Here is a 19,494-nt window from a genome sequence, read left to right on the forward strand (position 1 = left end):
GCCTCTCCGACCGCCCAACGAAAATCCAGCCCCTCCGGCGCTTGAGGAGCGGGGTCCGGGGCGGAGCCCCGCGCGACAGGCCGCCACACGCCAGAGCCTCGGCCGCACCCAGAGATCCCCGGCCCGACCAAGGCCCCGCCTAGCAAGACCCCACCCCGAGAGGAACCCCCGCCTGCCAGGCCGCGAACACCGGCACCTCCCCCGCTCCGTCCAGCACCCCACCACCCCGAACGGCCGCTCAAAGGCCACCCGCTCAACCCGCCGGGGGCGCCCCGCCGAGCCCGGCCGCATCGGCACCGCCGTGACCGCCGCCGCCTCGACGCCCTCCTCCGCGATCTTCACGACCGCCTCCTGGACGACCCGCGATATCGCGAGCCGCTCGGGGGACATCCCGGAGAAGTCCGCCGCGTCGCTCATGGCCCGCCGCACCCCGAGCGCGGCCAGCCGCCCGGTCGCGTCGATCCGCGTGCGGAGCGAGAGACGGGGCAGGGCCATGACGACCTGCTCGGCGTCGAACGATGACCGGCGCTCACGCGGTGCCCAGCCGAGCGGCAGCACGGCGGCGGGCCCCGCGCCCGGCTCCCCGAGGACGAACCGGACCCGCACGGGCGCCCGCCCGTCCCGCCGGACGCACCGCATCTCGACGACGCGGGCGCCACCACGCCCCGCGGCCCCGCCCCCGTCGACCGCCCACGCGTCCCGGAGCGGGACCTGCCGCCGCATCGTCAGCACCCGGTGGACGACGCCCGCCGCGTCCGTGAAGGCGGCGTCACGCGTGGCCGCCCCCTCGAAGGGGTCCTCCCAACGTGCCTTCAGCGCAAGGGCGTTGACCAGGAGCAGCAGCGTGTCCGGCGTCACGGTCACCGGAAGGCGCTCGATCATGCCGCCCGTGGCCTCGCGCACCCACGCGTCGGCGGCGCCGGGGTCCATGGGCCCGAAGCCGATGTCCGGCAGGGCCTCCCGGTACTCCCGGTACACCGGGGCCCGGCTCCACACGCGCGTGGCGACGCCCAGCGCGTCCGTCCCGGCGAGGGCCCGCGCCCCGTCCGTGACGGCGCGCGCCGCTGCGGCCCCGGCGACCCCGAGCACGCCCCGCAGTTCGCCGGCGGTCCCCTCCCGGGCACCCGCCGCGACGGCGGCCAGGGCGAGCCTCCACTGACAATCACCCCCCACCCGACTAAGCTCCTTAGTGAAACTAACTAGACAGTCGAAGGGAATGTGCGCCCGCATGAGCCAGCAGCAGTGGAACTCCGTCGACGACTACTTCACCGGCCTCCTCGCCCCGCCCGACGACGCCCTCGCCGCCGCCTTGCGCGACAGTGACACGGCCGGCCTGCCGCGCATCAACGTGGCCCCGAACCAGGGCAAGTTGCTCCACCTCCTCGCCCTCACCCAGGGCGCCCGCCGCATCCTGGAGATCGGCACCCTCGGCGGCTACAGCACCATCTGGCTGGCCCGCGCCCTGCCCGCCGACGGCCACCTGATCACCCTGGAGTACAAGCCCGAGCACGCCGAGGTGGCCCGCGGCAACCTCGCCCGCGCCGGGCTCGACAAGCTCACCGAGATCCGCGTCGGCCCCGCCCTGGAGTCCCTCGCCGCGCTCGGCGCCGAACACGCCGAATACGCCGAAGACACCGCGAACACAGCGCCCTTCGACTTCGTCTTCATCGACGCCGACAAGGTCAACAACCCGCAGTACGTGGAGTGGTCGCTCAAGCTCACCCGCCCCGGCAGCCTCATCGTCCTCGACAACGTCGTCCGCGGCGGAGCCGTCGCCGACCCCGACGACACGGACCCGAGCGTGCGCGGCACCCGCGCCGCCCTCGACCTCATGGCACGGCACCCGAAGCTGAGCGCGACGGCGGTACAGACGGTGGGCACGAAGGGCTACGACGGCTTCGCGCTGGCCCGCGTACTTGACTGACCGGCCCCACCCGCAGCGCTCCGAGGCGGGGTCCGGGTTCGAGCCGCGCAGCCAGGTCACGGACCAGGCCCCGTCGGGCCCGCAGCGGAACTCCAGATGCGTACGGGAGACGAAGAGCCAGTCGTCCGGCGTCACCAGACGGCACACGTTCGCGTCACGCCCCACGCGCAGCACCGCGCCCGGCTCGCTCGGCACCTCGGCCATGAGCATGCCGGCGGTCGCGCCCGCCTCCGCCCCGGAAACCGAGGCCATCGTCAGCTCCAGCACGTGGGTACGCTCCTTCAACTCGGGGCGGCGCGAGCATGGTTGGCCGTCGCGCGCTGCGGCATTTTAAGTCGCTCCCGGGGCGCGCGCACGGCCCTCCTGGGACAATGGGCCCCATGACTGAGCGCAAGCCACCTGGAGTCGACTTCGAGTCCTGGATCGACAAGCAGATCCGCGAGGCCGAGGAGCGCGGCGATTTCGCCTCCCTGCCGGGGAAGGGCAAGCCGCTGCCGGAGGGCCCCGACCCCACGTACGACGAGATGTGGTGGGTCAAGCAGAAGATGGCCCGCGAAGGCCTCTCCTACCTCTCCCCCACGCTCGCCCTGCGTAAGGAGGCCGAGGACACGCTGGCCGCGGCCGCCGAGGCCCCTTCCGAACACATGGCGCGCAGACTCGTGACCGAGCTGAACGAAAAGATCCGCACGGCCCTGCGCACCCCGCCCCCGGGCCCGCCGCTCGGCCTCTCCCCGTACGACGTCGACGAGGTGGCCCGCGACTGGCGGGAACGCCACCCGGCCTGAGCGAGCCGCGCGGGACCGACGAGCCCGTTTGGCGGTCCGCTTCCTGGCAACTCGCCCCGGGGACAGGTGCGAGGCCGCACGACGTGCCTCGCACCTCAAGGCCCACCCCCGGGAAGGCACCCATCCATGTCCACAGTCATGATCATCGTTCTGATCGTGGTCGCCGTCGTCCTCGCCGCCGCCGCGTTCGCCATGCTGAACCGCAGGCGCCTGAACGGAGGCGGCGGCAGCCTCAAGCGCCGCTTCGGCCCCGAGTACGACCACGCGGTCGCCCGGCACGACGGCGACACCAAAGCGGCCGAGCGCGACCTCGGCGAGCGGGTGAAGCGCCACGGTTCGCTGCGTCCGCGGCCGTTGGACCCCGCGGCACGTGAGCAGTACTCCGACCGCTGGAACCTCGCCCAGGAGCGCTTCGTCGACTCCCCGCGCGAGGCCGTGGCCGAGGCGGACCGCCTCATCGCCGAACTGGCCGGGGCCCGCGGCTTCCCCGACGCCGGGCACTACGAGGACCAGCTGGACGCGCTCTCGGTGCACCACTCCACGCACGTCCACGGCTTCCGCAGGGTGCACCGGGCGGCGCTCGACACGACGGGGTCCGAAGAGGGCCGGGCCGGCACCGAGGAGATGCGCGCGGCCATGATCGAGGCGCGGGCGCTCTTCGACGCCCTGATCGCGGACGAGCCCGACGGCCGTTCCGCCGCCCGCCCCGGCAAGCACACGACCGGCAAGCGTTCGACCGACATCACGCGAAGGGGAGTCCAGCATGGCTGACACCGCTCCGTCCAAGACCGCTCTGTCCAACACCGCTCCGTCCGGCACCTCTCCGTCCGGCACCTCTCCGTCCGGCACCTCTCCGTCCGGCACCGCCCTGTTCCCGCCCGAGGAACGCGACAAGCTGACCCTGCGCCTCCAGAACGCCGTCAACGGCTTCGTCGACGGCCCGCGCGGCGCGGTGGAGGAGGTCGACCACGTCCTGGAGGAGGCCATCGCCCGCCTCTCGGACACCCTGGCCGAACGACGCCGCGTCCTGCGCTCCTCCTGGCAGACCACGCCCGCCCGCCCCGCGGCGGACGGCGGCATCCCGGCCGCCGGTGTCGCGCCGGGCGGTGCCCTGGCCGCGGAGGGCGCCCCGGCCGAGGCCTCGGCCACCGACACCGAACAGCTCCGCCTGGCCCTGCGCGACTACCGCGAGACGGCCGAGCGCCTGCTACGGCTCTGAGCCGCGCGCGGCGGTACGGCAGGATGGCGGCATGAGCATCGTGAAGATCAACGCCCTCACCGTCCCCGAGGAACAGCGCGAGGTCCTGGAGAAGCGCTTCGCGTCCCGCGCGGGCGCGGTGGAGAACTCCGACGGCTTCGAGTGGTTCGAGCTGCTGCGCCCCATCGAAGGCACCGACCAGTACCTCGTCTACACCCGCTGGCGCGACGAGGCCTCCTTCCAGGCGTGGATGGAGGGCCCCATGAAGGCCGCGCACCAGGGTGGCGGCGAGGGCGGCGGCGAGCGGCCCAAACCGGCCGCCTCCGGCTCCACGGTCTGGTCCTTCGAGGTCGTGCAGCAGGCCGCGCCCAAGAGCTGACCGGGACCCTCACGGCGCCCCGCGGGCCAAATGGCTTGCGGGGCGCCGCCTTTGTGGCCGCAGAATGACGTCATGACCGAAGCCTGTGCCGTCGCCGTCTCCTGGTCCGTCGCTCCCGAGCCGTACGACTCGCCCGTGGCCGCCGCCCTGTGGCGCGCGTACTACACCGAGGTCAGCGACCGCTGGTATGTGCTCCACGAGGGCCGGACCACCGACCCCGAGGAGCTGGAGCGCGAGGTGGCCGCCGAGAGCGGGGCGGATCTCGCGCCGCCGGACGGGGTGCTGCTGGTGGCGCGGTACGGCGAGGAGCCCGTCGGCACGGCGGGCGTACGGCTCCTCGACGCGCGAACCGCCGAGCTCAAGAGGGTTTTCGTACGCGAGGACGCGCGCGGCAAGGGCGGCGCGCCCGCCCTGCTGGCCGCGGCCGAGGACGTGGCCCGCGCGCTCGGTGCCGCGCGGATCGTCCTGGACACCCGCACCGACCTGGTGGAGGCCCGCGCGCTGTACACGCGCCACGGCTACGAGGAGATCGAGCCCTACGAGGACAGGCCCTACGCCGAGCACTGGTACGGCAAGGAGCTGGCCCCGAGGGGCTGACCTCACACCGCCCGGAGCACCGTCGCCCCGTTCCGCGGCCGCTCCGACTCCGATCCGCACAGCTCCCCGCTCAGCTCCTCGACCAGCTGGCTCAGGTCGGTCGGCCGCTGCGGGCCCCACCAGTCGCCGAGCAGCTCGGCCAGGGACTCCTCACGGGCCTTGGCGAGCTTTTTCGCGACCTCACGGCCGCGCTCGGTCAGGCGCATCTGAAGGCCCTGCCGTTCGGCGAGGCGCCGCTCCTCCACCTGGCGGGCGGCGGCGGTGATGACGGTCAGCGGCACGGTGGTGCGTTCGGCGAGTACGGCCGGTTCGACGGAGCCGTGCCGGGCGATGCGCAGCAGCAGCCAGCTGGCCCCGGGCAGCAGGTCGTACCCCGCCCGCGCGGTGATCTTCTCGTAGATCTCACGCCGCCCCTCGCGGGTGCCGAGGACCGAAAGGGCCCGCGCCACCTCGTCGTGGGAGGAGCGTTCGACGGGGTTGCTGGCCAGCGTCTGCGTCGGGTCGGGCGCGGTGACCGAGCCGCGCAGCTTGTCCTCGCGCAGGAACCACGCCAGGACGAAGGCCAGCAGCGCGACCGGCGCCGCGTACAGGAAGACGTCCGTGATCGACGAGGCGTACGCGTGCAGCGCGCTCGGCCGCAGCTCGGCGGGGAGCCGCGCGATGCCGCGCGGGTCGGCCTCCAGGGTGGAGACGCTCAGCCCCGGTGGCAGCCGCTGCCCGGCGAGGGCGTCGGTCAGTTTGTCGCCGAGCCGGTTGGTGAAGACGGTGCCGAAGATCGCGACGCCGAAGGAGGCTCCGATCGAGCGGAAGAACGTGGCGCCGGACGTGGCGACGCCCAGGTCCTCGTAGCCGACGGCGTTCTGCACGATGAGTACGAGCACCTGCATGACCAGGCCGAGACCGAGGCCGAAGACGAAGAAGTAGACGCTCATCTCGCCGGTGCCGCTGTGCTCGTCCAGCTGGTGCAGCAGGAGCAGGCCGAGCGTGGTGACGGCGGTCCCCGCGATGGGGAAGACCTTCCAGCGGCCCGTACGGCTGACGATCTGGCCGGAGGCGGTGGTCGACAGGAGCATGCCGACCACCATCGGCAGCATGTGCACGCCCGACATGGTCGGCGAGACGCCCTGGACGACCTGGAGGAACGTCGGCAGGTAGGTCATCGCCCCGAACATCGCGAAGCCCACGATGAAGCTGATCACGGCGGAGAGCGTGAAGGTGCGGACGCGGAACAGCTTGAGCGGCAGCACCGGTTCGGCGGCCTTGCGCTCCACGGCGACGAAGGCGGCGGCGAGGACCGCGCCGAGCACCGCGAGCCCGATGATCTGCGGCGAGCCCCACGCCCAGGTGGTGCCGCCGAGCGAGGCGACGAGCACCAGGCAGGTGGCGACGGACGCGATGAGGAACGTGCCGAGGTAGTCGATGGTGTGCTTGGTCTCGCGCACCGGGATGTGCAGTGTGGTGGCGATGACGAGGAGCGCGATCGCGCCGATCGGCAGGTTGATGTAGAAGACCCAGCGCCAGCTCAGGTGCTCGGTGAACAGCCCGCCGAGCAGCGGCCCGAGCACGCTGGTCGCGCCGAAGACCGCGCCGAAGAGCCCCTGGTACTTGCCCCTCTCGCGCGGCGAGACGAGGTCGCCGACGATCGCCATGGACAGCACCATGAGTCCGCCGCCGCCGAGGCCCTGGAGCGCCCGGAAGCCGATGAGCTGCGGCATGTTCTGCGCCATGCCGCAGAGCGCCGACCCGACGAGGAAGATCACGATCGCGGTCTGGAACAGCTTCTTCCGGCCGTACTGGTCGCCCAGCTTGCCCCACAGCGGGGTCGCGGCCGTCGCGGCCAGCATGTACGCGGTGACGACCCACGACAGGTGGTCCATGCCGCCCAGCTCGCTGACGATCGTCGGCAGGGCGGTCGAGACGATGGTCTGGTCGAGGGCCGCGAGCAGCATGCCGAGGAGCAGCGCGCCGATGGAGACGAGGACACCGCCGGGCGGATGCCCGTTCCCCGCGTGACCACGCGACGGTTCGGGCCCCGGCCCGACGGGGCGGGCGCTGACATCCTGCGTCATGGGCACCTCCTGGGGCTCCCGGGGTGGGTGGGTCTCGTGTGGCTGGAGGGGTGGCCGAGGAGTCGCCGAAGCGTGGCCGAAGGGTTTCCCCCCTCCATCGTGGTCCGTGTGACCGGTTATGGCCTGTTGAAGCATCGGTATGCATAATCGGCGGAGTTCTCGGGGCGGGAGGGGCACGGGAGGGGAGGAGGGCGGCGGTGACCGGAGACGACGGGCTTCAAGAGGGGCGGACACGGCGGGGCGGTCGGCGCTGTCCGAAGTGCGGGGCCGTGTGGACACCGGATGAGGGCGCCCCGGGGTGCGGGTGCGGTCGGCGGGCGGCGGAGGAGGTGCGCCGGGGCCGGTCCGCGGAGGCGATGGCGGAGGCGGTGGCTGCGGCGCACCGGGCCCGGGCCGCGGGGGTGGCTGCGGACGCCGAGGCGGTGGCTGCGGAGGCTGCGGCTGCGGAGGCTGCGGCGCACCGGACGCGGTCGGTGGAGGCGGGGGCGATGCCCCAGACCCGGCCGGCGGAAGCGACGCACCAGGCCCGGCCCGCAGAGGCGGCAACGGACGTAACGCACCAGACCCTGCCAGTGGAAGCGGCGCACCGAACCCAGCCCGCGCAGACGACAGCAGACGCAGCCCACCAGCCCCTACCCGCGCAGACGGCGGACGCAGCGCACCAGACCCAGTCGGCGGAAGCGACGCACCAGGCCCGGCCCGCAGAGGCGGCAGCGGACGTAGCGCACCAGACCCGGCCGGTGGAAGCAGCAGCGGACACGGCACACCAGACCTGGCCGGTCGAAGCGGCGCACCAGACACAGCCCGCGCAGGCGACAGCAGACACAGCCCACCAGCCCCGGCCCACGCAGGCGGCAGCGGGCACAGCGCACCGGGCCCGGTCGATGAAGGCGGCGGCGGACGCTGCGGCCGCCGAGGACTTCGATCCCCTGCGGATACGTCCTTACGTGTCGCTGCCGGATCCGGAAGCCCCCGCGCCGGACACCAGGTACGTACAGGGCTTCGGTGGAGGCGGCGCGTCCGGGGCGGAACCGTCGGATGCGTGCCTGGACCCCACCGGCAACCCCACGGCGTACCCGGACCCCACAGGCACCTCTGCCGCCCCCACCGCCCCTCCCCATCCCGCGCGCCGCAGGCGCTACGTGCTGCTCGGTGGCGCCGGCGCCCTGGCGGCGGTGACCGCCGGCGCCGTTTTCGCCACCGGACTGTTCTCGTCGGCCGCCGACCGGCCGACGAGAGACCGCGCGCTGCCCGGCGCCTCTGCCGCGGACCGCGCGGACCCGACGGAACCACCGCCGCCCTCCGCGAAACGGTCCGGGTCTCCCACACCCCGTACGCCCTCCGCCACGCCACGCGGCATGACGCCGCCGCCCGCGCCGACGCGCTCGGCCCCGCCCCCATCGTCGTCAACACGGTCACCCTCACCGTCACCGCCGCCGTCGACGGCGCGCGCGACGGACTCCGTGGACGCGACGCCGTCGCGTCGGCCCACCACGGCTGCGACCCTCAGCCACGGCGACAAGGGCCCGGGGGTGGCGGAGCTCCAGGGGCGGCTGGCCCAGCTGTATCTGTACGTGGGCGAACGGAACGGTTCGTACACGCGCGAGGTCACCGAGGCGGTGCTCCGCTACCAGTGGGCACGCGGCCTCACCGCGGACCCGCCGGGCGAGTACGGCCGCCAGACGCGACGGAGCCTGGAGTCGGAGACGAGGGAGCCCTAAGTCCCGTGGTCGGGGACGCCGCACCGGGTATACGGCTCTGCGTGAAAGATCTCCGCACCATGCCGCAGGCCCCGGACTCCCCGGCGCCGCTCAAGAAGGCCCTGACCACCCCGCTCCTGTACTTCTTCATCCTCGGAGACGTGCTGGGCGCGGGCGTGTACGTTCTCGTCGGCCAGGTCGCCGCCGACTCCGGCGGCGCCGTATGGGTGCCGCTGGTCGTGGCGTTGTGCCTGGCCCTCCTGACGGCCGCCTCGTACGCCGAACTGGTGACGGCGTACCCGCGCGCGGGTGGCGCTTCGCACTACGCGACCTTGGCGTACGGGCCCTTCGCCGGGTTCCTCGCCGGGTTCTGCATGCTCGCCGCAGGCATCGTCTCGGTGGCGGCGCTGGCCCGCGGGTTCGCCGGCGACTACCTGACCGAGTTCGTCACGCTTCCGGTGGTGCTGGTCGTCATCGTCTTCCTGGCCGCCCTGGCGCTGCTGAACGCGCGGGGCATCCGGGAGTCGACGCGGGCCAACGTCGTCGCCACGGTCATCGAGGTGAGCGGGCTGCTGCTGGTGATCGGGCTCGGCGTCTGGATCGTGCTGCGGGGCGACGGGGACCTGGGCAGGCTGACGCAGCTGGGCACGGACAGCCAGGGGCCCGCGGCCGCGGTGCTGAGCGGGGCGGTGCTGGCGTACTACTCGTTCGTCGGGTTCGAGACGTCGGTCAACGTGGCCGAGGAGACCCGCAACCCGCGGCGCTCCTATCCGCGGGCGCTCTTCGGTGCCCTGATCACGGCGGGGGCGGTGTACGCGCTGGTCGGGGCCGCCGCGGCGGCGGCCGTACCGACCGACAGGCTGGTCTCGTCCAGCGGTCCGCTGCTCGAGGTCGTGCGGGAGGCGGGCGGTGTGCCGACGGAGCTGTTCGGCGCCGTCGCGCTGGTGGCGGTCGCCAACGGCGCGCTGCTCACCGGCATCATGTCGTCGCGCCTCGCCTACGGCATGGCACGGGACGGCCTGCTGCCGGGTTTCCTGACGAGGGTGCTGCCGGGCAGGCGCACGCCGTGGGCCGCGATCGCCGCGACGACGGCTCTGTCCCTGCTCCTTGCGCTGACCGGCGACGTGGCCACGCTCGCCTCGACGCTGGTCCTGCTCCTGCTGGTGGTCTTCTTCATGGTCAACACCGCGGCCCTGGTGCTGCGCCACCGCGACACGACCGCACGGCCGGACCACTTCCGGGCCCCGACGTTGGTACCGATCCTCGGCGCGGCGTCCTGCGTGGCCCTGGCGACCCAGATCGAGCGGGAGGTGTGGCTGCGGGGTTTGATCGTGCTGGCGGTCGGAGCGGTGTGCGGCACGGTGGCAGCAATGCGGTTGCGCCGCAGGGCGTGACGTTCCGGGCAGGCGCGGCACCATGGCGGCAATGCGACTACGCCCCGCAGGACGTGACTTCAGGCAGCACGGACGACTGCTCTCAGCGACGGGCGTGCGGCACCTGGTCTGGCTGAGGGCTGAGGGCCGCCGGGCGGCACCGGGTGCTGTGCCGTCCCGAGTGCCGGGTGTCGGCTCAGGTGTCGCGGTGGGGCGAGGGGCAGCGCGTGCGGGGTCGCTGGGTCGCTGAGAGTGCTGTCCGGAGTCTCACGCCCTGCGGCGGTGTAGCCGTGTCACCGCCGACGTAAACCGAATCCCCCCATCCCCCGCGCCGAGCGTCATCACCCGCGACGCGAGCCGCCCACCTGCACAGCCGGACCCAGCACGCCTTGGCTGCGGCGCACCACGCATCCGCGAGGACGGGACCGCCCCTCCGGAACGGCCCCCGACACCCCCAGCCTCTGAACGGCACGGCACGGTGCGGTGCGGTGCGACAACGCCTCGGAACGCCGCGCCACCCCCAGGGCCCTCAGCCGAACGTCAGCCGAATCCGCCCATCCCCCGCATCGGCCACAGCCACCCCCGTCAGGTCCTCAACATGCACGGTCGGGCCGAGCCCGGCGGCCCTGGGGCCGACGCCGACCACCCGCATGCCCGCCGCCCGCCCCGCGCGGATCCCCGCCTCCGAGTCCTCGAAGACCACGCAGTCGGCCGGGTCGAACCCGAGCGCCGCCGCCCCCTTGAGGAACCCCTCGGGGTCCGGCTTGCTCGCGCCGACGCTCTCCGCGGTCACCCGCACGTCCGGCAGCGCCAGCCCCGCCGCGGCCATCCGTCCGGTGGACAGCGGCACGTCGGCGGAGGTCACGAGCGCGTGCGGCAGACGGAGCCGGGCCAGCGCAGCCATGAACGCGGGCGCGCCCGGCACCGGGACCACGCCCTCCATGTCGGCGGTCTCCGCGGCGAGCATCTCGCGGTTCTCGGCGTGGTTCTCCTCCATGGGCCGCCCGGGGAGCAGCACCGCCATGGACGCGTACCCCTGACGCCCGTGGACGACCTTGATGACCTCGTCGAAGTCGAGCCCGTGCCGGTCGGCCCAGCGCCGCCAGCAGCGCTCGACGACGGCGTCCGAGTTGACGAGGGTGCCGTCCATGTCGAGGAGGACGGCCCGGGCGGTCAGTACAGGGCCGGCATGCGTGGCCGTCATCGACGTCATCGACGTACTCCAGAGCCAGGGGATCCCGCGGCCGCCATGGGGTTCCGCGGAGGGAAGATCAAGGCGGCTCCGCCCGCCGGTCAGGGAGTACGGGCGGAGCCACTTTGTTCCTGCACGGTACAAAACGAGGGCGCCAAAAGCCAACGCCGCAGGTCAGACAGGCCAAGGTCCGCAAAAGCGGGCAACGTCACGCAATCGCCTCGTACAGGCTCCAGACACCGAGCCCGAGCATCAGCAGCGCCGCGATCCTCGTGATGAGCACCAGCGGTACCCGCTTCATCAGCGCCTTGCCGCCGACGATGCCGATCCCGGCCACCGCCCACAGCGCGAGCACGGCGCCGAGACCGACGGAGAGCGGGTCGTCGTAGCGGGCGGCCATGTTCGCGGTCATGATCTGCGTCAGATCGCCGAACTCCGCGACCAGGATGAGCATGAAGCCCGCCCCCGAGACCTTCCAGAAGCTCTGGTCCTCGGGCTGCTTGACGTCCTCCTCCTCGCCGGCGCCCTTCAGGAGCAGCATCGCGGCACCACCGAGGAAGAGGACGCCCGTCAGCGCGTGGACCAGCTGCTGCGGCAGCAGGGTCAGGACACTGCCCGCCGCGACGGCGAGCACCACGTGGACGGTGAAGGCGGCGGCGACACCGGCGAAGACGTACGAGGCGCGGTAGCGCGTGCCGAGGACGAGTCCGGCCAGCGCCGTCTTGTCCGGCAGCTCGGCAAGGAAGACGACGCCGAAGACGAGCGCCATCACGCTGAAGCTGATCAAGGGTTCCTCAATCGGTCGGGGCCGCCCCACCGAGAGTGTTCCACCGCTTCGCGTACGACACCTCGGCACGGCAGCACACAGGAACGCACGCGGACGCGCACGTCGGGCACTGCTTGCCGAAGGTCTCGCTGGCCTGCCCCCCAAAGGGCCTGCCTCCGGGCGCCGGCTCAGACGAGCTGAGCAGTATGTCGACGGTCCGGCGAAGAGCTACTCCCCTTCTGCGCCATCCATCGTACGGGACGGCGCACGGTGCGCGGCCAGGGACTTTCGGCCCGCGCCGGAGCGAGACGGAGTGACCTGGATCACTCGAACGCAACTCCCGCCCCACCCAATGCACATGACGGCACGCCAGAACTATTGAACTCTGCACCTGATTGACGCGACCCTGTCATCACACGCACATCCACCGGCAACCCCGCCTCGCAAGCATGACCGCCCCACCGGTCAACTTCCCCCCACGACAAGGGAGTTCGCATGTCCACTGTCTACGCGCGTCGACACCGCCCGGCCGCCATCGGCGCCACCGCCCTGCTGGCCTGCGCGGCCGTCCTCACCACCGGCACCCCCGCCCAGGCCGCTCCCCCGACCCCGGTCAGCGCCGCCACCGCCCGCGCCTACCTCGGTGAACTCACCGTCAAGGCCGAGGGCTCCTCCGACGGCTACAGCCGCGACAAGTTCCCGCACTGGAGCACGCAGTCCGGCGCCTGCAACACCCGCGAGGTCGTCCTCAAGCGCGACGGCACCGACGTCCAGCAGGACTCCAGCTGCGCCGCCGTCTCCGGGACCTGGAAGTCCCCGTACGACGGCGGCACCTGGACCGCCGCGTCCGACGTCGACATCGACCACGTCGTCCCGCTCTCCGAGGCCTGGAAGTCCGGCGCCAACAGCTGGACCACCGCGCAGCGCCAGGGCTTCGCCAACGACCTGGCGCAGCCCCAGCTGATCGCCGTCACCGACAACGTCAACCAGGCCAAGGGCGACCAGGACCCGGCGGAATGGCTGCCGCCCACCGCCTCCTACCACTGCTTCTACGCCCGCATGTGGGTGGACGTGAAGCACCACTACAAGCTCACCGTGAACTCCGAGGAGAAGAGCGCCCTGACCACCCTCCTCAACCGCTGCTGACACCGGCACCGGACCCGGGCCGGACCCGGCCGGACCCCCGCACCGCCGGGAAAGCCGGAACCACCCCGCCCGCCTCCGTCGTTCCGTACCGTACGGGGCGACGGAGGAGGGTGATCATCTGTGGCACGACTGCGCCTTGGTCCACTGCTGAGGTACGTCGACGGCTCCGCGGCGACCGTCTGGGTCGAGACCGACCGGCCCTGCACCGCCGAGGTGCGGTGCGCGGACGGCGCGGGCGGCTCGGCGCGCACCTTCCAGATCGCCGGCCACCACTACGCCCTGATCCCGGTCACCGGCCTGACGCCGGGCACCGAGACGGCGTACGAGGTGCGGCTCGGCGGGGCGGACGGCATGGGCGCGGTGTGGCCGCCGCCCGATGCCCGCTTCCCCGCCAGCACCATCCGCACGCCCGCCGGGGACGGCGCCGACGCCCTGCGCGTCACCTTCGGCTCCTGCCGCTGGGCCGCGCCGCCCTCCGGTGAGCACGACCCCGTGGGCCCGGACGCCCTGGACACCCTCGCCGCCCGCATCGCCGCGGACCCGGCGGCGGAGCGCCCGGACGTCCTGCTGCTCCTCGGCGACCAGGTGTACGCGGACCAGACCTCCAAGGCGACCCGCCGCTGGCTGGCCGCGCGCCGGGACCTCGCCGATCCCCCGGGCGCCCAGGTCGCCGACTACGAGGAGTACACGCACCTCTATGACGAATCCTGGCTCGACCCCGAGGTCCGCTGGCTGCTGTCCACCGTGCCCAGCTGCATGATCTTCGACGACCACGACGTGATCGATGACTGGAACACCAGCGCGGCCTGGCTCGCCGAGATGCGGGCCACGCCCTGGTGGCGCGAGCGCGTCCTGAGCGGCCTGATGTCGTACTGGGTCTACCAGCACCTGGGCAATCTGCGCCCCGAGGAGCTGGCGAGCGACGCCGTCCACGCCGCCGTGTGCGCCACGCCCGACGGCACGGACGCGCTGCGCGCCTTCGCCGCGGCGGCCGACGCGAACCCCACCTCGGCGCGCTGGAGCTACCGGCGGGACTTCGGGCGCGTACGCCTGTTGATGGTCGACACCCGCGCGGCCCGCGTCCTGGCGGAGGCGGAGCGCGCCATGTTCGACCCCGAGGAGGCGCGCTGGCTGCGCGAACAGGCGCTCGACGGCGCGGGCGGCGTCGACCACCTCCTCGTCGGCACGTCGCTCCCGTGGCTGCTCCCGCACCTCATCCATGATGCCGAGGGGTGGAACGCCGCGCTGTGCCGTGGCGAGCGGGGCGCCCGCTGGGCCCGCTTCGGCGAGAACCTGCGCAGGCGTTCGGACCTGGAGCACTGGTCGGCCTTTCCGCCGTCCTTCGAGGCGCTCACCTCGCTGCTCGCGGAGGCGGGCTCCGGCGGCGAGGCCCCGGCGACGGTGTGCGTGCTCTCGGGCGACGTCCACCACGCCTATGTCGCCGAGCCGAGCTGGCCGCCGGGTTCCGGTCCCGACGCCCGTGTCCTCCAGCTGACCTGCTCCCCCGTCCACAACTCCATCCCGACGTCGATCAAGCTCGGTTTCCGCTTCGGCTGGAGCCGGGTGGGCCGCGCGCTCGGCCGCCGCTTCGCCCGCCACGGCGGCGTGACGCAGGCGGGCATCGACTGGCGCCGCACGGGCGGCCCCTGGTTCGGCAACCAACTGATGACCCTGACGCTGCACGGCCGCTCGGCCCGCCTCCGCCTGGACCAGGCCCGAACGGCTCGCGGCGGCGCCGTACGCCTGGAGACGGCGGAGGAACGCGACCTGACGTGATGACGGCGCGGGGGCAGTGTGCGGGCGAGGCACCCGGCATGGAGCGCTCGTCAGGATGGGCCGCACCCCTGCACCCCCCGCACCCCTCCCACCCCACGTGACACACCCCACACCCCCATCCGGATCCTCCACCGAGGGTTCGGCATCAGGGCTTCCGGCGGCATGATGATGCGGACCGTCCGCTTCCAGCGTTCGTAAGCGTTCTCTATGCCCCGGGAGTCACGCCTTTGTCCGCTTCTCTGCCCGCGCCGCGTCCCCCCGCACCGGATGCGACCGCCCTCGCCCTGGTCGGCGCGGGCCCCCGCGGTACCAGCGTGCTCGAACGGCTCTGCGCGTCGGCGGCCGAACTCCTCGCCCCCGGCACGCGGCTGACGGTCCATGTCATCGACCCCGAGCCGCCCGGCCCCGGCCGCGTCTGGCGGACGGCGCAGCCCGCCGAGCTCCTGATGAACACCGTCGCCTCACAGGTGACCCTCTTCACGGACGAGAGCGTCGACTGCTCGGGACCGATACGACCGGGTCCGAGCCTGTACGAATGGGCGGCCGCGGGACGCGTGCCGGGGCTCGGGCCCGACGACTATCCGACCCGCGCCTGCTACGGCCGCTATCTGGAGTGGGTCTTCACCGAGGTGGTGCGCACCGCGCCCGGCGCCGTGCGCGTCCAGGTCCACGCGACGCGCGCCCTGCGGCTCGACGAGACGGCGGACGGGCTGCAGACCCTCGTACTCGACGGCGGCCGCGAACTGACCGGACTCTCCGCCGTCGTCCTGGCGCAAGGACATCTGCCGACCCGCCCCGACCGCGACGAGGAGCGCCTGGCAGGACATGCCGCGCTGCACGGCCTGCGGCACTTCCCGCCCGCCAACCCGGCCGACCTGGACCTGTCCGCCGTCGCCCCCGGCGAGCCGGTGCTGCTGCGCGGCCTCGGCCTCAACTTCTTCGACCACATGGCGCTGTTGAGCACGGGCCGCGGCGGCCGGTACGTACGGGAGCCGGACGGCACCCTGCGCTACGAGCCCTCCGGCCACGAGCCGCGGCTGTACGCGGGATCGCGGCGCGGCGTCCCGTACCAGGCGCGCGGGGACAACGCGAAGGGCCCCTACGGGCGGCACCAGCCCGCCGTCCTCACCGACGACGTCATCGCCCGCTTCCGCAAGCGCGCGGAGAGCGGCGACGCCCCGGACTTCCTGGACGACATATGGCCCCTGGTCGCCAAGGATGTGGAGACGGTCTATTACGCGGCGCTGCTCGCCGCGCGCGGTGACACGCGGGAGAGCGTCGAGGCCTTCCGGGAACGGTTTCTCGCCATCGCGCACCAGAGCCCCCAAGAGTCCCTGCTGCTCGACGAGTCGGGCGTCCCGGACACCGACCGCTGGTCGTGGGACCGGCTCTCCCGCCCGCACCCGGCCCGCCCCTTCGCCTCCCCCCACGAGCACCGCGCCTGGCTCCTCGCCCACCTGCGCGAGGACGCCGCGCAGGCCGCGCTCGGCAATGTCGCGGGCCCGCTGAAGGCCGCGCTCGACGTGCTGCGCGACCTGCGCAACGAACTGCGCCGCGTCGTCGACCACCGCGGCCTGTCCGGCGCCTCGCGCCGCGCGCACCTCGACCGCTGGTACACGCCGCTCAACGCGTTCCTCTCGATCGGCCCGCCGCGCCGCCGCGTCGAGGAGATGACCGCGCTGATCGAGGCGGGCGTCCTCGACGTGCTCGGACCGCGGCTGAGCGTGCGGCCGGACGGCGCGGCGTTCCTCGCGCACTCCCCGGACGTACCGGGCTCCGATGTGCGGGTCACCACATTGATCGAGGCCCGGCTGCCCGAGCCGGACGTGCGCCGCACGGCGGACGACCTGCTCGCGACGCTCCTCGGAGCCGGCCGCTGCCGCCCCCATGTCGTCGACGGCCACGAGACGGGAGGCCTGGACGTGACCCCGCGGCCGTACCGCCTGATAGATCGTCAAGGGCGGGCGCACGCACGGCGGTTCGCTTTCGGCGTGCCCACGGAAGGGGTGCACTGGGTGACGGCCGCCGGCGCCCGGCCCGGCGTCGACTCGGTCACCCTGTCGGACGCGGACGCCATCGCGCGGGCCGCGCTGCGCACCGCCTCCGGGCGCGCGGGAGCACCGCCGGAAGGGGAAGCGGCATCTCCGAGTGACCGAATGTTGAACTTGCAAGCACTAATTAGGTTCCCCTAATCTTGGGCCTCCGCTCGGTTCCGTCCCCAACCGAAGGAGTCCCCCACCATGACTGGACGTCTCAACAGCGCCCAGCCCTACGCCATAGGCCTGTTCCGCATAGTGATCGGGCTGCTCTTCGCCTGCCACGGCGCGGCCTCCCTCTTCGGCGTCCTCGGCGGCGCAGGCGGCGACGGCAGCACCATCGACGCCGGCACCTGGCCCGGCTGGTACGCGGCCGTCATCCAGCTCGTCGGCGGCAGCCTCGTCCTGCTCGGCCTCGGCACCCGCGCCGCCGCGTTCATCGCGTCCGGCTCGATGGCCTACGCCTACTTCAAGGTCCACCAGCCCGAGGCGCTGTGGCCGATGGAGAACGGCGGCGAGGCCTCGGCGATGTTCTGCTGGGCGCTGCTGCTCCTCGTCTTCACCGGGTCCGGCGCGTTCGGCCTCGACCGGCTCTTCGCCGCGCGTGGCGCGAGCGAGGGCGACAAGGCCTCGGAGCGCGCCCCGGTCGCCGCCTGACCGCTGCGGCACCTGACACGTGACGGCGCCCCCTTCCTCGTACGTACGAGGAAGGGGGCGCCGTCACGTGGGGCGGCGCCCCCCAGCCCTTGGGGCGGCAGCCGGGTGAACGTGACGTAGCGAACATATGGGCCCCCAGCGGATCTACGACGTCACACGCGGCGTACGCTGTACAGCTGTCATCAGGCCGCCCCTGCCGCTCCCCGCGACACAGCGGCAACGCGCTGCCGATCGGGGAGTCACGGGGGAGTCGTCGTGCTGGAAAGTGTGGGGGCGCTGACCGGCAGCCCATGGATCTACGCGGTCGTGGCCCTGTCCGTGCTGTTCGACGTCTTCGTCCCGGTCCTGCCGAGCGGCGTCCTCGTCATCATGTCGGCCACCGCGGCGGCTGCCGCGGGCACGGGCGGCGTCCCGCACAACGTCCCCGACATCCTGCTTCTCACCCTCAGTGCGGCCACCGCCTCGGTCCTCGGTGACATGGCCGCCTTCCGCCTTGCCTGGCGCGGCGGCGAACGCCTCGACCGCGCCATCGCCCGCTCCCGCAGGCTGACCACCGCGCAGGAACGGCTCGGCGCGGCGCTCTCCCGGGGCGGTGGCGCCCTCGTGGTCATCGCGCGCTTCGCCCCGGCGGGCCGTTCGATCGTCTCGCTCGGCGCGGGCGCGGCCCACCGAAAGCTGCGGGAGTTCCTGCCGTGGTCCGTGCTCGCGGGCCTGGCCTGGGCCGGCTACAGCGTGGCGCTCGGCTACCTCGGCGGCCAGTGGCTCGGCGCGACTTGGCTGGCCACGGGCGTCTCCCTGCTCGCGCTCTTCGCGGCGGGCTCCCTGGCGGCGTTCCTGGTGCGCCGCCCCAGGCCGACGGCCTGACCCCGTTACCGGCCCCTGCGTTCTACGAGGCGTTACGGCGTGACCTTACGGGGCGGCGTCACGACGCGCGCGCCCCACGCACTTCCAGTCCGGCGAGCAACTCCGCGGTCGCCTCGGCCACGGCGTCGACGGCCCGGTCGAAGACCTCGCGGTTGTGGGCGGCCGGGGCGCGGAACCCGGACACCTTGCGCACGTACTGAAGCGCGGCGGCCCGGATCTCCTCCTCGGTGGCGTCGTCGGGGATGGCGGGCGGACGGAGCGTCTTGATGCTTCGGCACATGCCTCCAGCTTGCCACCGCGGGGCGGGCGCGGGGCGGGGCACGGGAGCGCCGCTCAGGCATGCCCCGCGCGCTTCTGCCCCGCCACGCCGCGCCGGCCGTCGACCTCCAGCACGCGGGCTCCCGTGCGCGCCACCTGCGTCTCGATCTCGTCGAGCAGCATCGGGTACAACTGCCCGACGCCCGGCTCCACTCCGCGCTCCGCGAGCCGGGCCCGCTGGACCTCCCGCGTCGGAGGTCCTGAGGCCCTGAGGCCAAGTGAAGCAGCCCCCCAGCCCCCAACCTCTCGTGTCGCTCGCCCCCACAATTCGAACAGGAGTACCATTACGCTCGTGCCTCCTTCCGCTTCCCCCGACTTCCCGAGCGACCTCCTCGCCGCCCAGGAGGAACTGCACCAGGTCCGCTCCGAGCTGCTGGCCCTGCTCAAGCGCCTCCCCTGGTCCGTCGAGCCGCTCGACGGCTTCAGCGACACCGGCGGCTGGCGCAGCGTGGAGCGCCCCGCCTCCCCGGGCTGGACCCCGGACGAACAGGCCGAGGTCGAGAAACTCCGCGCGCGGGAACGGGAGTTGGCGGTCTTCGTGACCTGCCACCGGTACTGGGAACAGCTCTCAGGCCCGGACGTGGTCGCCGCGAGGGCCCAGCTCAAGCACGCCCACGAGCCCCCCGAGGACTCCGGCCCCGCAAGCCATTGACAGCGGGTGGGGGCGGGCGTTGACTCGCCCCAACCAGCCCCGTACCCGCCCTCGCGAGCCAC

The 19,494-nt window shown here is 73.2% G+C and carries 17 protein-coding genes and 3 pseudogenes; 14 read left to right on the forward strand and 6 right to left on the reverse strand.

What is annotated here, in order from left to right:
* Window positions 1-139 precede the first annotated feature (139 nt).
* A pseudogene (locus KKZ08_RS11565) lies at window positions 140-1,173 on the reverse strand (serpin family protein).
* Between the two features lie 55 nt (window positions 1,174-1,228).
* Between KKZ08_RS11565 and KKZ08_RS11570 the strand changes: the two are divergent.
* Window positions 1,229-1,924 (forward strand): O-methyltransferase, encoded by a 696-nt coding sequence (locus tag KKZ08_RS11570; RefSeq protein ID WP_223774378.1) that lies wholly within the window; start codon window positions 1,229-1,231, stop codon window positions 1,922-1,924.
* An 18-nt stretch (window positions 1,925-1,942) separates the two neighbouring features.
* Here KKZ08_RS11570 and KKZ08_RS11575 read toward each other — a convergent pair.
* A pseudogene (locus tag KKZ08_RS11575) lies at window positions 1,943-2,191 on the reverse strand (FHA domain-containing protein); the annotation flags it as partial.
* Between the two features lie 113 nt (window positions 2,192-2,304).
* Here KKZ08_RS11575 and KKZ08_RS11580 point away from each other — a divergent pair.
* The 5 genes and pseudogenes from KKZ08_RS11580 (at window position 2,305) to KKZ08_RS11600 (ending at window position 4,883) form a co-directional block, all read left to right on the forward strand.
* Window positions 2,305-2,709, forward strand: a complete 405-nt coding sequence (locus KKZ08_RS11580) for a DUF1992 domain-containing protein (RefSeq protein WP_223774379.1) — start codon at window positions 2,305-2,307, stop codon at window positions 2,707-2,709.
* A 126-nt stretch (window positions 2,710-2,835) separates the two neighbouring features.
* A complete protein-coding gene (locus tag KKZ08_RS11585; protein ID WP_223774380.1) occupies window positions 2,836-3,480 on the forward strand; it encodes a hypothetical protein in 645 nt (214 codons plus the stop codon).
* Between the two features lie 97 nt (window positions 3,481-3,577).
* Window positions 3,578-3,928 (forward strand): annotated as a pseudogene (locus KKZ08_RS11590) (hypothetical protein); the annotation flags it as partial.
* Window positions 3,929-3,959: 31 nt separating this feature from the next.
* Window positions 3,960-4,286: an antibiotic biosynthesis monooxygenase gene (locus KKZ08_RS11595; protein ID WP_030777828.1), complete on the forward strand. Its 327-nt coding sequence runs from the start codon at window positions 3,960-3,962 to the stop codon at window positions 4,284-4,286.
* 72 nt (window positions 4,287-4,358) lie between these two features.
* Complete coding sequence (locus KKZ08_RS11600; RefSeq protein WP_223774381.1) at window positions 4,359-4,883, forward strand: GNAT family N-acetyltransferase; 525 nt, start codon at window positions 4,359-4,361, stop codon at window positions 4,881-4,883.
* A gap of 2 nt (window positions 4,884-4,885) precedes the next feature.
* Here KKZ08_RS11600 and KKZ08_RS11605 read toward each other — a convergent pair whose 3' ends face one another.
* Window positions 4,886-6,952: an MDR family MFS transporter gene (locus KKZ08_RS11605; protein WP_223779011.1), complete on the reverse strand. Its 2,067-nt coding sequence runs from the start codon at window positions 6,950-6,952 to the stop codon at window positions 4,886-4,888.
* Between the two features lie 740 nt (window positions 6,953-7,692).
* Here KKZ08_RS11605 and KKZ08_RS11610 point away from each other — a divergent pair.
* Complete coding sequence (locus tag KKZ08_RS11610; RefSeq protein ID WP_223774382.1) at window positions 7,693-8,673, forward strand: peptidoglycan-binding domain-containing protein; 981 nt, start codon at window positions 7,693-7,695, stop codon at window positions 8,671-8,673.
* A 59-nt stretch (window positions 8,674-8,732) separates the two neighbouring features.
* Window positions 8,733-10,046, forward strand: coding sequence for an APC family permease (locus KKZ08_RS11615; protein WP_223774383.1), 1,314 nt, complete (start codon window positions 8,733-8,735; stop codon window positions 10,044-10,046).
* A 508-nt stretch (window positions 10,047-10,554) separates the two neighbouring features.
* On the opposite strand, the gene KKZ08_RS11620 is transcribed toward KKZ08_RS11615, so the two are convergent.
* Both KKZ08_RS11620 and KKZ08_RS11625 read right to left on the reverse strand, forming a co-directional pair.
* Window positions 10,555-11,229 (reverse strand): HAD family hydrolase, encoded by a 675-nt coding sequence (locus KKZ08_RS11620; RefSeq protein ID WP_223779012.1) that lies wholly within the window; start codon window positions 11,227-11,229, stop codon window positions 10,555-10,557.
* Window positions 11,230-11,425: 196 nt separating this feature from the next.
* Window positions 11,426-12,004, reverse strand: a complete 579-nt coding sequence (locus KKZ08_RS11625) for a TMEM165/GDT1 family protein (RefSeq protein WP_223774384.1) — start codon at window positions 12,002-12,004, stop codon at window positions 11,426-11,428.
* 474 nt (window positions 12,005-12,478) lie between these two features.
* Between KKZ08_RS11625 and KKZ08_RS11630 the strand changes: the two genes are divergently transcribed.
* The 5 genes from KKZ08_RS11630 (at window position 12,479) to KKZ08_RS11650 (ending at window position 18,462) form a co-directional block, all read left to right on the forward strand.
* A complete protein-coding gene (locus tag KKZ08_RS11630; protein WP_223774385.1) occupies window positions 12,479-13,129 on the forward strand; it encodes an HNH endonuclease family protein in 651 nt (216 codons plus the stop codon).
* Between the two features lie 120 nt (window positions 13,130-13,249).
* Window positions 13,250-14,905, forward strand: a complete 1,656-nt coding sequence (locus KKZ08_RS11635; protein ID WP_223774386.1) for an alkaline phosphatase D family protein — start codon at window positions 13,250-13,252, stop codon at window positions 14,903-14,905.
* A 227-nt stretch (window positions 14,906-15,132) separates the two neighbouring features.
* The gene (locus KKZ08_RS11640; RefSeq protein ID WP_223774387.1) at window positions 15,133-17,097 is read left to right on the forward strand and encodes an FAD/NAD(P)-binding protein; all 1,965 of its coding nucleotides are present in this window, start codon (window positions 15,133-15,135) and stop codon (window positions 17,095-17,097) included.
* Between the two features lie 48 nt (window positions 17,098-17,145).
* Window positions 17,146-17,598: a DoxX family protein gene (locus tag KKZ08_RS11645; protein ID WP_223774388.1), complete on the forward strand. Its 453-nt coding sequence runs from the start codon at window positions 17,146-17,148 to the stop codon at window positions 17,596-17,598.
* 255 nt (window positions 17,599-17,853) lie between these two features.
* The gene (locus KKZ08_RS11650; protein ID WP_223774389.1) at window positions 17,854-18,462 is read left to right on the forward strand and encodes a VTT domain-containing protein; all 609 of its coding nucleotides are present in this window, start codon (window positions 17,854-17,856) and stop codon (window positions 18,460-18,462) included.
* Window positions 18,463-18,520: 58 nt separating this feature from the next.
* Here the strand turns inward: KKZ08_RS11650 and KKZ08_RS11655 are convergent, their stop codons facing one another.
* A complete protein-coding gene (locus KKZ08_RS11655) occupies window positions 18,521-18,742 on the reverse strand; it encodes a DUF2277 domain-containing protein (RefSeq protein WP_127908514.1) in 222 nt (73 codons plus the stop codon).
* Between the two features lie 321 nt (window positions 18,743-19,063).
* Here KKZ08_RS11655 and KKZ08_RS11660 point away from each other — a divergent pair, with 321 nt between their 5' ends.
* Window positions 19,064-19,432 (forward strand): hypothetical protein, encoded by a 369-nt coding sequence (locus KKZ08_RS11660; protein WP_223779013.1) that lies wholly within the window; start codon window positions 19,064-19,066, stop codon window positions 19,430-19,432.
* The last annotated feature ends 62 nt before the right edge of the window (window positions 19,433-19,494 follow it).

Origin of the sequence: Streptomyces sp. 135, from assembly GCF_020026305.1 — a bacterium.
In the GTDB taxonomy this organism is placed as follows: domain Bacteria; phylum Actinomycetota; class Actinomycetes; order Streptomycetales; family Streptomycetaceae; genus Streptomyces.

Coding starts and splice junctions, on each gene's coding strand:
- KKZ08_RS11645 (WP_223774388.1), top strand. CDS start 17,146: ATGACTGGACGTCTCAACAGCGCCCAGCCCTACGCCATAGGCCTGTTC.
- KKZ08_RS11595 (WP_030777828.1), top strand. CDS start 3,960: ATGAGCATCGTGAAGATCAACGCCCTCACCGTCCCCGAGGAACAGCGC.
- KKZ08_RS11570 (WP_223774378.1), top strand. CDS start 1,229: ATGAGCCAGCAGCAGTGGAACTCCGTCGACGACTACTTCACCGGCCTC.
- KKZ08_RS11580 (WP_223774379.1), top strand. CDS start 2,305: ATGACTGAGCGCAAGCCACCTGGAGTCGACTTCGAGTCCTGGATCGAC.
- KKZ08_RS11600 (WP_223774381.1), top strand. CDS start 4,359: ATGACCGAAGCCTGTGCCGTCGCCGTCTCCTGGTCCGTCGCTCCCGAG.
- KKZ08_RS11605 (WP_223779011.1), bottom strand. CDS start 6,952: ATGACGCAGGATGTCAGCGCCCGCCCCGTCGGGCCGGGGCCCGAACCG.
- KKZ08_RS11620 (WP_223779012.1), bottom strand. CDS start 11,229: ATGACGGCCACGCATGCCGGCCCTGTACTGACCGCCCGGGCCGTCCTC.
- KKZ08_RS11655 (WP_127908514.1), bottom strand. CDS start 18,742: ATGTGCCGAAGCATCAAGACGCTCCGTCCGCCCGCCATCCCCGACGAC.
- KKZ08_RS11615 (WP_223774383.1), top strand. CDS start 8,733: ATGCCGCAGGCCCCGGACTCCCCGGCGCCGCTCAAGAAGGCCCTGACC.
- KKZ08_RS11585 (WP_223774380.1), top strand. CDS start 2,836: ATGTCCACAGTCATGATCATCGTTCTGATCGTGGTCGCCGTCGTCCTC.
- KKZ08_RS11630 (WP_223774385.1), top strand. CDS start 12,479: ATGTCCACTGTCTACGCGCGTCGACACCGCCCGGCCGCCATCGGCGCC.